The sequence below is a fragment of the Streptomyces sp. NPDC048565 genome (assembly GCF_040650935.1).
Classification (GTDB): Bacteria; Actinomycetota; Actinomycetes; order Streptomycetales; family Streptomycetaceae; genus Streptomyces.
In genome coordinates, this window is sequence record NZ_JBEZIH010000021.1 from 1 (window position 1) to 12,131 (window position 12,131).

A 12,131-nucleotide genomic window follows, 5' to 3' on the forward strand; every position below is an offset into this window, starting at 1 on the left:
CGCCTTCGGCCCCCTCCGCCCCCCCCCCTCCGGCCCGCGGGGGGGGGGGGCGGCCCCGGGGCCCGCCCCCACGCCCCGTCGGTGTTCACCGCAGTGGTCGGACAGAATGTCAGACCTCTTCGGTGCCACCGCTCTCCTCGTCGTCTGCCTTCTCTTCCTTCGCCGCCGCGGGCGTGGCGCCCGGCTGCGGTTCGGCCACGGCCACCCGCGCGGGGCGGATGGTGCGCTCCCCGATGCGGTACCCGGGCTGCAGGATCGCCACGCAGGTCGTCTCGGTGACGTCCGGCGCGTACGAGTGCATCAGGGCCTCGTGGATCGTCGGGTCGAAGGGCTCACCCTCCTTGCCGAACTGCTGGAGGCCCAGCTTCGCGACGACCGTCTCCACCGATTCGGCCACCGCCTTGAAGCCTCCGACGAGCTCGCCGTGCTCCCGAGCCCGGCCGATGTCGTCGAGCACGGGCAGGAGCTCGGACAGGAGATTCGCCGATGCGACCTCCTTGACCATGACCCGGTCCCGCTCGACGCGGCGACGGTAGTTCTGGTATTCGGCCTGGAGCCGCTGGAGGTCGGCCGTGCGCTCGTTGAGCGCGGTACGGACCTGGTCCAGCTGCGCCGTCAGGGCCGCTGTCTGCTGTACGTCCCCGGCCGGGGCCGCCGCCTCCTCGTCGGAGGGGGTGGCCGCCGCCGGTTCGGCGTCGTCGGAGTTGGCGCCGGAGGGGACGTCGGGCTTCTCTTCGAAGCCCGGGGTCTCCTCGGTCACGCCGCACCGCCCTTCGTGTCCTTCTCGTCGTCCACGATCTCCGCGTCGACGACGTCGTCGTCGGCGGAGGCCGTGGCCTGGCCGTCGTCACCCGGAGCGTCGGCACCCGGCGTGGCGCCCTCCTGGGTGTTGGCGTACATCGCCTGGCCCAGCTTCTGGGAGACGGCCGCGACCTTCTCGGTGGCGGTACGGATCTCGGCGGAGTCCTCGCCCTTGAGCTTCTCCTTCAGCTCGGTGAGCGCGGTCTCCACCTCCGTCTTGACGTCGCCGGGGACCTTGTCCTCGTTGTCCTTGAGGAACTTCTCCGTCTGGTAGACGAGCTGCTCGCCCTGGTTGCGCGACTCGGCGGCCTCGCGACGGCGGTGGTCCTCGTCGGCGTACTGCTCGGCCTCTTCACGCATCCGGTTGACCTCGTCCTTCGGCAGCGAGGAGCCACCGGTGACGGTCATCTTCTGCTCCTTGCCGGTGCCGAGGTCCTTGGCAGCGACGTGCATGATGCCGTTGGCGTCGATGTCGAAGGCGACCTCGATCTGCGGCACACCACGCGGGGCCGGCGGCAGACCGGTGAGCTCGAACATCCCGAGCTTCTTGTTGTACGCCGCGATCTCGCGCTCGCCCTGGTAGACCTGGATCTGCACGGACGGCTGGTTGTCCTCGGCCGTCGTGAAGATCTCGGAACGCTTGGTCGGGATCGTGGTGTTGCGCTCGATGAGCTTCGTCATGATCCCTCCCTTGGTCTCGATACCGAGGGACAGCGGGGTCACGTCGAGGAGCAGGACGTCCTTGACCTCACCCTTGAGGACACCGGCCTGGAGCGAGGCGCCGATGGCGACGACCTCGTCCGGGTTCACACCCTTGTTGGCGTCCTGGCCGCCCGTGAGCTCCTTGACGAGCTCGGCGACGGCCGGCATACGGGTCGAGCCACCGACGAGAACGACGTGGTCGATCTCGGAGAGCTGGATGCCCGCGTCCTTGATGACGTTGTGGAACGGGTTCTTGCAGCGGTCCAGGAGGTCCGCGGTCAGCTGCTGGAACTGCGAGCGCGTGAGCTTCTCGTCCAGGTGCAGCGGGCCCTCGGCGGACGCCGTGATGTAGGGCAGGTTGATCGTGGTCTCGGTCGAGGACGAGAGCTCGATCTTCGCCTTCTCCGCGGCCTCGCGGAGACGCTGGAGAGCCATCTTGTCCTTGGACAGGTCCACGCCGTGCCCGTTGGCGAACTGCTTCACCAGGTAGTCGACGACCCGCTGGTCCCAGTCGTCACCACCGAGGTGGTTGTCACCGTTGGTGGCCTTCACCTCGACGACGCCGTCGCCGATCTCCAGGAGGGACACGTCGAAGGTGCCGCCACCGAGGTCGAAGACGAGGATCGTCTGGTCGTCCTTGTCGAGGCCGTACGCCAGGGCGGCGGCGGTCGGCTCGTTGACGATACGCAGGACGTTCAGGCCCGCGATCTCGCCGGCCTCCTTGGTCGCCTGGCGCTCCGAGTCGTTGAAGTACGCCGGGACGGTGATCACCGCGTCGGTGACCTTCTCGCCCAGGTACGACTCGGCGTCGCGCTTCAGCTTCTGCAGGATGAAGGCGCTCATCTGCTGCGGGTTGAAGTTCTTGCCGTCGAGCTCGATCTTCCAGTCAGTGCCCATGTGGCGCTTGACCGAACGGATCGTCCTGTCGACGTTGGTGACCGCCTGGCGCTTGGCGACCTCGCCGACAAGCACCTCGCCGTTCTTCGCGAAGGCGACGACGGACGGCGTGGTCCTGGCGCCTTCGGCGTTGGTGATGACGGTGGGCTCGCCGCCTTCGAGAACGCTGACGACGGAGTTAGTCGTGCCCAGGTCGATGCCGACCGCACGTGCCATTTCAATTCCTCCAACTGACTACTTGAGTGGATCTGACTCAAGGATGCATGACACCCACCCTGGAGTCAAAGGACCTGAGCCACTTACGCTCAACTTATGTGCTCGCGACCCCACTGAGCAGGCATTTTCCACATTCAGATGCCCTGCGGCCAAACGAACAGGGCCGACCGGGGCCACATCGATCCGCGACACCCGGGATGCGCCGCACGTCACACACACTCCTCCCACCATCGCACCGTGGGATCGTTCTGTCACAAAATGCAGCGAGACGGTCATACCGTCACGCCACCGACTCCGGGCAGGCGCCATGCGGAACGCGAAGCAGACTGCGGCACGAACCGCGGCACGGACCGCGACACGAGGACAACGGCACCCCGCGCCGTCGGCGGTCCTCACGCGGATCACCGACCCCCTGGCGGCCATGACGGCCAAACGGACCCTGGACCTGGCCCTCGGCTCGGCCCTCCTGCTCCTGGCGGCTCCCGCACTCGCCCTCGCCGCCCTGACACTGGCTCTCCGGCCGCCCCGCACCGGGACAGGCCTGCTGAGGCGCGAGATCTGCCTCGGCCTCGACGGCCACCTTTTCGAGCTGCGCTCGCTGCGCACCCGACGGCTCCGGCTCGACCTGCTGTCCCGGCTGCCCCACGTCGTACGGGGCGAGCTCTCCCTGGTCGGTCCCGCACCCCTCACCCCGGACGAGGCCGCCCGCCTCGGCCCCGCCGGCGGGCACTGGCGCCAGAGCGTCCGGCCCGGCCTGACCGGCCTGGCCCAGGTGCGCTCCCGCTCGGGGATGCCCTGGGACGAACCCGCCCTCCTGGACGCGCACTACGCAGAGCATCATGGGACAGGGCTCGACCTGGCGATCCTGGCGCAATCCGCACGCATCCCGCTCCGCGCGGCGCTCCGCGGCCCGCGACGTCCCGGGAAGGCCCACCTGAGCGACACAGATCACCGCCTGCGCGGCTACAGCGTGGCGGAATAAGTGGATAGTGTCAGCACAGACTGATTAAGTTACTGCTTAGTAATCGCTTGTACGCGCTGGATCCCACCCTCGCAGGCCCGAGGAGCCCCACATGCAACTCGCCGCGATCATCGTGTCGCTGGTGCTGACTGTCGTCGGCGTTGCGCTCATCGCCCGAGCCGTCGCGCAGATCTACCGGTTCGTCCGTCTCGGACAGCCGGTGCCGGCAGGCAGCCGCACCGACAACCCCAAGCAGCGCACGATCACCCTGGTCAAGGAATTCCTCGGCCACACCCGGATGAACCGGTGGGGGATCGTGGGCTTCGCCCACTGGTTCGTCGCCATCGGCTTCCTGACACTGCCTCCGACGCTGCTCCAGGCGTACGGGCAGCTCTTCAAGGCCGACTGGGTGCTGCCGATCATCGGTGAATGGCTGCCGTTCGAGCTGTACATCGAGTTCATCGGCATCATGACGGTGCTCGGCATCGTCACGCTGATGGCCATCCGGCTGCTGAACCTGCCCTCGCGCGCGGGCCGCAAGTCCCGCTTCGCCGGCTCCAAGGCCTGGCAGGCGTACTTCGTCGAGTACGTCATCCTCGTCATCGGCCTGGCGATCCTGACCCTGCGCGGCCTCGAGGGCGCGATCCACCACGTCGGCGGCTACGAGGCCGCGTACTTCGTCTCGTATCCGCTGGTGCTCGCCTTCAAGGGCATCGCGCTCGGCACGCTCCAGAACCTCATCTACTTCGTCGCGATGATCAAGATCGGCGTCTCGCTGATCTGGATGATCACGGTCTCGCTCAACACCAACATGGGTGTCGCCTGGCACCGCTTCCTCGGCTTCCCGAACATCTGGTTCAAGCGAAACGCCGACGGCGACGTCGCGCTCGGCGCTCTGCAGCCGATGACAAGCGGCGGCAAGGAGATCGACTGGGAGGACCCGGACGAGGACGCCACCTTCGGTGTCTCCCAGGTCGAGCAGTTCTCCTGGAAGGGCATCCTCGACTTCTCCACGTGCACCGAGTGCGGTCGCTGCCAGTCGCAGTGCCCCGCCTGGAACACCGGCAAGCCGCTCTCCCCGAAGCTCCTGATCATGTCCCTGCGCGACCACGCGCACGCCAAGGCCCCGTATCTGCTGGCCGGCGGCGGCAAGGACATGGAAGGCAACGAGAAGGCGACCGAGGAGCAGCTGAAGGACGTCCCGGCGGCGGCCCTCGCGGAGGCCGAGCGCCCGCTGATCGGGACGCTCGAGGAGAACGGCGTCATCGACCCCGACGTGCTGTGGTCCTGCACCACCTGCGGTGCGTGCGTGGAGCAGTGCCCGGTCGACATCGAGCACATCGACCACATCGTCGACATGCGCCGCTACCAGGTGATGATCGAGTCCGCGTTCCCGTCCGAGGCGGGCACGATGCTCAAGAACCTGGAGAAGAAGGGCAACCCCTGGGGGCTCGCCAAGAAGCAGCGCGTCGAGTGGACCAAGGAGGTCGACTTCGAGGTCCCGATCGTCGGCAAGGACGTCGAGGACCTCTCGGAGATCGACTACCTCTACTGGGTCGGCTGCGCGGGCGCCCTGGAGGACCGGGCCAAGAAGACGACGAAGGCCTTCGCGGAGCTGCTGCACATCGCGGGCGTCAAGTTCGCGATCATGGGCGGCGACGAGAAGTGCACGGGTGACTCCGCCCGCCGCCTGGGCAACGAGCCGCTCTTCCAGCAGCTCGGCCAGGAGAACGTCGCGATGCTGAACATGGCGTTCGGCGAAGACGACGACGAGCCGGAGACGAAGAAGCCGAAGGCGACGAAGAAGATCGTCGCGACGTGCCCGCACTGCTTCAACACCATCGCCAACGAGTACCCGCAGCTCGGCGGCGAGTACGAGGTCATCCACCACACGCAGCTGCTCCAGCACCTGGTGGACGAGGGCAAGCTGATCCCGGTGACCCCGGTCGAGGGTCTGATCACGTACCACGACCCCTGCTACCTGGGCCGCCACAACAAGATCTACACGCCCCCGCGCGAGATCATCGCGAAGGTTCCGGGTCTGCGGAACGAGGAGATGCACCGCCACAAGGAGCGCGGCTTCTGCTGCGGCGCCGGTGGTGCCCGGATGTGGATGGAGGAGCGGATCGGCAAGCGCGTCAACAACGAGCGCGTCGACGAAGCCCTCTCCCTCAACCCCGACATCGTCTCCACGGCGTGCCCGTTCTGCCTCGTCATGCTGACCGACTCGGTCAACGGCAAGAAGAACGACGGCCAGGCGAAGGAGTCGGTGCAGGTCGTCGACGTGTCCCAGCTGCTCCTCGAATCGGTGAAGACGCCCGCCGACCCGGCGGGCGACGCGGAGACGGCCGACCAGCCGGAACCCGCGCCCGTACAGTAGCCGTCCCTCTCACGGAAGCGGCCGGACCTGCCTCGGGGGCAGGACCGGCCGCTCCGGTGCGTCCGGGGGTACCGCCGGAGCGTGCACGGGGGTGCTGCCGGGCCGCACGGGATGCCGCCGGGCCGCACGGGGGTGCTCCCGGGGCGGCGCACGGGGGTGCCGCAAGCACCCCAGGGTTCCCCTAGGGGATGTCACAGCTAGGCCGCAATGGGACCTGTGTTCCCCCGCCCTCACACCGCGCCCACCCGGACCAGGTACGTTCGATGGGTGGCTGGATTCAGGATCGGACGCGGCCGGGACAACCGCACACCGCAACAACACCCGCAGCAGCAGGAGCCGTACGGCGCGCAGGCATCACCGCCGCCGTACGGCGGGCAGCCGTGGCCTCCGGCAGGAGGCAACGGCGCACCGTACGGCGGCCCCCAGGGCGCCCCGTACAGCGGCGGGCAGAGGGGCAACGGACACGGGGGTGGGAACGGGTACGCAGGCGGGCAGGGCGAACCGGAGTACTTCGGCGACCCGTACCACCAGCCGCCGCAACAGGATCCCTACGCCAACGCCCCGGGGCACACCCAGGCGTTCAGCATCGGCGAGGACCCGTACAGCGACGGCAACACCTACCAGGCCGGCCAGGCCCCCGCGCAGCCCTCGGGGCCGCGGCTGCACTGGAAGCAGCTGCTGAGCGGCATCGTGATGCGGCCGGGACCGACGTTCTGGCAGATGCGCGACTACCCCGTCTGGGGCACCGCGCTCGTCGTCACCTTCATCTACGGCCTGCTCGCGCTCTTCGGCTTCGACCAGGCCCGCGACGAGGCGATCCACGCGGAGGTCTCCACGGCCGCCCCGTACGTGATCTTCACGGGCATCGGCTTCGTCATCGGTGGACTGGTACTCGGCGCGGTCACCCACACGCTCGCCCGCCAGCTCGGCGGTACCGGCTCCTGGCAGCCGACCGTGGGGCTGTCGATGCTCATCATGTCCATCACTGACGCACCGCGCCTGGTCTTCGCCCTGTTCCTCGGCGGCGAGAACTCCCTGGTGCAGATCCTCGGCTGGGTGACCTGGCTGGCCGCCGGAGCACTGTTCACCTCGATGGTGAGCAAGTCCCACGACCTGCCCTGGCCGAAGGCACTGGGCGCCTCCGCGATCCAGCTGGTCGCACTGCTGTCGATCATCAAGCTCGGCACGATCTGATCCGAACGGACGAGGGCCCCGGTGCTGCGCACCGGGGCCCATCTCTTCGTACCATCGCACGCCTAGTACTCCAGCCGTAGATCGTGATCTTCACGTTCGAGTGGCTTGCCGCCGGTAGTGGCTGGTCTGGGATCGGGCCTGGTGGCGGGGTCGCCAGTCGGACCAGCCGAGCCGGTGGACTGGGTCAAAGGCAGGCCGGATGACGAGCGTGATGAACAGCTGTTGGATCTCGTTGCAGGTGAGCGGTATGAGGGCGTCTGGTGCGGGATCGCGGTCGTGTTCGTTCGCTCGGACGACGGCGAGGAAGGCGTGCGCGAGCATGGCCAGGGTGGCCCAGCGGGACCAGGACGGGTAGCGGCGGACCTGGTGCTCGTCCAAGGCCGTCAGGCCCTTGCCGGACTGGAAAAACTCCTCGACCCGCCACCTTGATCCAGCGACGCGCACCAGGGTGGTTAGCGGCACTGCGGTGGCCGGCGAGTAGCAGCGGTAGTACGCGAGTTCGCCGGTGCTGCGGTTGCGGCGGATCAGCAACTGCCGGCTCCCGGGCCGGGGGTCGGTGAGGTCGATGACGGCCCAGTCGTAGAAGCGGTGGCCCTTGGCTCCGCTTCCTGCGGACAGCTTCTGCCATGCCCTCTTGGGCACCTTCCTGGCCAGCGTGTCCGCGCGGAACTTCCCGGCGCCTGTGGTGACTTCGTGCGAGCAGGCCACCGCGAGGACGTAGCCGGTGCCGCGTTCTTCCAGCGCGGCGCGTACCGTCGGGTTGCCGCCGTAGACCTCGTCTCCCGCGACCCAGGCGGCCCGGTGGCCGGCGTCCAGGAATCGGGTGACCATGCGGGCGGCAAGCTGCGGTTTGGTTGCGAATTCGGTCGTGTCACCGAGGCCGGCGGCCCGGCAGCGGTCGGGGTCCGAGGTCCAGGAACGCGGAACGTACAGTTCCCGGTCTACCGCGGCGTGTCCGCGGCGGCCGGCGCAGACGAGATAGACGGCGACCTGCGCGTTCTCGATCCTGCCCGCCGTGCCGGTGTACTGGCGCTGGACACCGACGGTGTCGGTGCCCTTCTTCACGTCGCCGGTCTCGTCGACCACCAGAACCGCCTGGTCGTCCCGCAGATGCTCCACCACGTAGGCCCGCACGTCGTCGCGGACCTGGTCGGCGTCCCACTTGGCCCGCCCGAGCAGGTGCTGCATGCCGTCCGGGGTGCTCTCTCCGGCCCACTCTGCGATGGTCCAGCAGTTTTTGCGCGGCAGGTCCGACAGCAGCCCGAGCACCAACCGCCCGACCCGACGTCGGGGTTCGACCCGTGCGAACCGGCCCGCGATCCGGGCCATCAGGCCCTCGAACGCCTCCTGCCAGCGGGCAGGGTCTACGCTGTAACCTGCGGCCACCGCATGATCTTCAGTCTTCACACACCGATGATCAACGGTGGCCGCACCCGTCTCCACAGCGTCAGGGGCGCGCAGCGTCTGTCTGCCGTCATGTGTCTGGAGGACTTGTGCAACGTGGCGAAGTCTGGTGGGTCCAGTTCGACGAGCGCCGGTTGGTCGTACTGCTGTCGGGAGACGACACGTCCGGGATCCGGGTGATGCAGGTCGTCGCTCCGGCGGGCGTCGACATCAGCGGTTGGGGCATCGAAGTGACGGTCGGCGCTGGTGAAGGACTGCCGTTCGAAGGCGTGCTGCGGCTCGCGCTCCCGCGTCCAGGCTTCACCCCGTGCACGTGGCTGACCACTGTGTCCCGGGACGACCTGATAGAGCGGGCGGCCGTCCTGTCCTCCGTGAAGCTCAGCGAGATTGACGACGCCCTCCGACTCGCTGAACAAGCGCAGGAGCGGCCCCCGGCCACGACCGCGAAGCTCAGCGAGATAAGGGATGCCCTCCGTCTCGGTGAACTCGGGTAGACGGAGAAGAAGCTGACGCTCGCGACGGCGTGGGCGATCTCGGGCGAGATGATCGACGCTAGCCACCTGCCGCCTCAGCCCTCACCACCGAGATCACGATCTACGGCTGGAGTACTAGGAGTCGAGAACCTGCCCCGAACGACGCACGACGGGCTTCTCCACACTCCACGGGAAGTTGATCCACTGATCGGTCTTCTTCCACACGTACTCGCATTTCACGAGCGAATGCGGCTTCTCGTAGATGACTGCGCTGCGCACCTCGGCCACATGATCGATGCAGAAGTCACGGACCAGCTTCAGCGTCTTGCCCGTGTCGGCGACATCATCGGCGATGAGCACCTTCTTCCGCGTGAAGTCGATTGCATTGGGAACGGGCGCCAGCATCACCGGCATTTCCAGCGTGGTCCCGACCCCGGTGTAGAACTCGACGTTCACCAGATGAATGTTCTTGCAGTCCAGGGCATACGCCAGACCACCCGCGACGAAGACCCCGCCCCGCGCGATGCTCAGCACGACATCCGGCTCGTAGCCGTCGTCGGCGACCGACTGCGCCAGCTCACGCACGGCGTGCCCGAAGGCGTCGTACGTCAGATTCTCCCGCATCTCACCAGCCACGTCGTATCACACCTGAGTCCGATGGAAATTCATGTAAGAACGCGAGGCGGTCGGCCCTCGCTGGCCCTGATAACGCGATCCGTAACGCTCGGACCCGTACGGGAATTCGGAGGGCGACGTCAGCCGGAACATGCACAGCTGCCCGATCTTCATTCCCGGCCAGAGCTTTATCGGCAGCGTCGCCAGATTCGACAGCTCCAGGGTCACATGCCCCGAGAACCCAGGGTCGATGAACCCGGCGGTGGAATGCGTCACCAGTCCGAGCCGGCCGAGCGAACTCTTGCCCTCAAGCCGCGACGCAAGATCGTCGGGGAGCGAGATGACCTCGTAGGTCGAGGCCAGGACGAACTCCCCGGGGTGCAGGATGAACGCCTCATCACCGTCCGGTTCGACCTGACGGGTCAGGTCGATCTGCTCGACGGCGGGATCGATATGCGGATAGCGATGGTTCTCGAACACCCGGAAGTAACGGTCGAGCCGCACATCGATGCTCGAGGGCTGCACCATCGAAGCGTCGAACGGGTCAATGCGAACCCGCCCGGCATCGATCTCGGCCCGGAGGTCCTTATCTGAGAGAAGCACGCACCGAGGATACGCAGAGCGCGCGAGCCGACCCCAACCGGACCGCCCCGCGCGCCTGCCTCACGCCGCTACCGCTCCTCGAACGCCACAGGAACGGCCTGCCTCAACCGCGCACACCGCGGACAGCGGATGAGCCGCCCGGGGCCGATCCGCTCGGACCCGAGCTGCTGCATCGGGAACGACGAGGTAGCAAAAACGTGCCCTTCGGCACAGCGGACGACGGTGCGCTCCATCGACTCCATCAAGTCCCTTCCCCAACCAGCCTTGGACGAGACCGCCACATTAGGGGATGAACGGGACGCCACTCCAGGCGGCACTCCGCCCACCCACGCTACGCCCCCAACTCCCCGCACCCACACCCGCGTCCACCCCCCGAAACGCCACACAGACCCCACGGCGAACACGCCGGGGGCCTGCGATGAGGTACAGTACGGGACGATGCACGGCCGATCACCGGCGTGCTTCGCGGGTGTAGTTTAATGGTAGAACATGAGCTTCCCAAGCTCAGAGCGCGAGTTCGATTCTCGTCACCCGCTCCATGATGAAGGCCCTGGTCAGCGACCAGGGCCTTGTTTGTTGTCTAGACCACCCAGGGTGCTCCGTGCCCTCCCCGTGCCCTAAGTCGCCATTGGGGCGCTGTTTCGCGAGCCGTTCGCGACCCACTCCAGGAAAGACTGATCCGGGCATCTCGGATCACGAGACGTAATCCTTGTGCCCTGAGTCACCGTTCGGGCGGTCAAGCGGGAACTCTCCACTCGACATGGACAGCGGTTCGCACAGCCATGTACGAGCAGCCAGCGTCAGAGCGGAGGTCCCGAAGAGAAGAACGTGCTGATGCTTCGCGTCAGACGTGACGCCTCGTTGAGCCCATACCGCGCCGCCAAAAGCACGTATACGGCCACAGGGAAGGCCAGTATCGCCAATGGCACCATCAGCTCCGCCGGCACACCTAGCCCCGCGAGGAGCAGCGAGAAGAGCGTTACGCAGAGTACCGACCACGTGCACGCCTTCGCCAAGCGGAGGCCGTCCACCCGGTCAGGTGCCAACGAGCCCTCTCCAGATTCCCCGCTCGGGAGCAGCGCCTCCGGGAGGATTTCCTGAAAGCGATCGGCGGCGATGCTGCTCGCGGCAGTCGCGGCAAGCAGACCAAGCTTCCGCGCCGCGCCCTCGCGATCCCGCAGAAGTTCGTCCGCCGCCTGCGTAAACGTCGTCTCCACCAGCCGTACGTGGCTCACGAGTTCCTTTCGGATTACCCGGCTAACCCCGAACGCAGATGCAGCGTCTCCGGCGACCTCCCGCAGAGGGAGACCAACTCTCCAGACCTTCTTTCGGAGTCGCCCTGCATCCGTGTAATGGCTTTCCGCCATACCGACCAGATCCCCACTGGCCGAGAGCAAGCTGAGGAGTGGGTAGAGCGGCTCGTAGCACCGCGCGATGTGCTCCGCGCGCCATGTCGACCACACGAAAACGAGGACCAACGAGGCGCAGACGAAGACCCCAGTCGCCCGCGGGTCGCCCCCGGGTCCGAGAACGTAAGCAGAGTAGGACCCGCAAGACGTGGGACCAACATCGAGGATCCCGCCAGGTCGACAAGCCGGGCGGTAGGTAACAACGGCTGTAACGCCCAGCACCACGAAGAAGATCAGCACTCGCCGCAGTCTCAGCAGATAGGGGACCCATCGAAATCCAAGTGCCTTACGGACACTGTGCGTATCGAAGGCGACACCCAGATCAGCGGCAGCCCTTTCCGCCCGTCCCACATGTTTCTCAACCTGCCGATTGTGCACTCTCTGTACTGGATGCCATCGCTGCGGCGATCCTGCACCACTCACCGTTCCCCCAGTGTCCTCGGTGAGAGGCAGCGTAGATGCAACGTCTGACAGCA

At 67.1% G+C, this 12,131-nt stretch carries 10 protein-coding genes and 1 tRNA gene; 5 read left to right on the forward strand and 6 right to left on the reverse strand.

Features of this window, described 5'->3' with window-relative positions; genetic code table 11:
- Positions 1-109: 109 nt before the first annotated feature.
- Together grpE and dnaK are read right to left on the reverse strand one after the other, a co-directional pair.
- Complete coding sequence (gene grpE, locus AB0C75_RS23905) at positions 110-760, reverse strand: nucleotide exchange factor GrpE (RefSeq protein ID WP_362893733.1); 651 nt, start codon at positions 758-760, stop codon at positions 110-112.
- Positions 757-2,616 (reverse strand): molecular chaperone DnaK, encoded by a 1,860-nt coding sequence (dnaK, locus tag AB0C75_RS23910; RefSeq protein WP_362893734.1) that lies wholly within the window; start codon positions 2,614-2,616, stop codon positions 757-759. The genes grpE and dnaK overlap by 4 nt, the downstream gene beginning before the upstream one ends.
- Before the next feature lie 421 nt (positions 2,617-3,037).
- Between dnaK and AB0C75_RS23915 the strand changes: the two genes are divergently transcribed.
- The 3 genes from AB0C75_RS23915 (at position 3,038) to AB0C75_RS23925 (ending at position 7,151) form a co-directional block, all read left to right on the forward strand.
- Positions 3,038-3,598: a sugar transferase gene (locus tag AB0C75_RS23915; protein ID WP_362893735.1), complete on the forward strand. Its 561-nt coding sequence runs from the start codon at positions 3,038-3,040 to the stop codon at positions 3,596-3,598.
- A gap of 91 nt (positions 3,599-3,689) precedes the next feature.
- Entirely contained in the window at positions 3,690-5,957 is a 2,268-nt protein-coding gene (locus AB0C75_RS23920; RefSeq protein WP_362893736.1) for a (Fe-S)-binding protein, read from the forward strand.
- Positions 5,958-6,224: 267 nt separating this feature from the next.
- Positions 6,225-7,151 (forward strand): Yip1 family protein, encoded by a 927-nt coding sequence (locus tag AB0C75_RS23925; RefSeq protein WP_362893737.1) that lies wholly within the window; start codon positions 6,225-6,227, stop codon positions 7,149-7,151.
- Between the two features lie 90 nt (positions 7,152-7,241).
- On the opposite strand, the gene AB0C75_RS23930 is transcribed toward AB0C75_RS23925, so the two are convergent.
- Positions 7,242-8,480, reverse strand: coding sequence for an IS701 family transposase (locus AB0C75_RS23930; protein WP_362893866.1), 1,239 nt, complete (start codon positions 8,478-8,480; stop codon positions 7,242-7,244).
- A 164-nt stretch (positions 8,481-8,644) separates the two neighbouring features.
- Here AB0C75_RS23930 and AB0C75_RS23935 point away from each other — a divergent pair, with 164 nt between their 5' ends.
- On the forward strand, positions 8,645-9,049 hold the full coding sequence (locus AB0C75_RS23935; RefSeq protein ID WP_362893738.1) for a type II toxin-antitoxin system PemK/MazF family toxin: 405 nt from the start codon (positions 8,645-8,647) through the stop codon (positions 9,047-9,049).
- A gap of 114 nt (positions 9,050-9,163) precedes the next feature.
- Here the strand turns inward: AB0C75_RS23935 and AB0C75_RS23940 are convergent, their stop codons facing one another.
- Together AB0C75_RS23940 and dcd are read right to left on the reverse strand one after the other, a co-directional pair.
- A complete protein-coding gene (locus AB0C75_RS23940) occupies positions 9,164-9,664 on the reverse strand; it encodes a phosphoribosyltransferase (RefSeq protein WP_362893739.1) in 501 nt (166 codons plus the stop codon).
- A gap of 6 nt (positions 9,665-9,670) precedes the next feature.
- Complete coding sequence (dcd, locus tag AB0C75_RS23945) at positions 9,671-10,246, reverse strand: dCTP deaminase (protein ID WP_362893740.1); 576 nt, start codon at positions 10,244-10,246, stop codon at positions 9,671-9,673.
- A 465-nt stretch (positions 10,247-10,711) separates the two neighbouring features.
- On the opposite strand from dcd, the gene AB0C75_RS23950 reads away from it, so the two are divergent.
- Positions 10,712-10,785, forward strand: a tRNA-Gly gene (locus AB0C75_RS23950).
- 261 nt (positions 10,786-11,046) lie between these two features.
- Here AB0C75_RS23950 and AB0C75_RS23955 read toward each other — a convergent pair.
- Positions 11,047-11,895 (reverse strand): hypothetical protein, encoded by an 849-nt coding sequence (locus tag AB0C75_RS23955; protein ID WP_362893741.1) that lies wholly within the window; start codon positions 11,893-11,895, stop codon positions 11,047-11,049.
- Between the last annotated feature and the right edge of the window lie 236 nt (positions 11,896-12,131).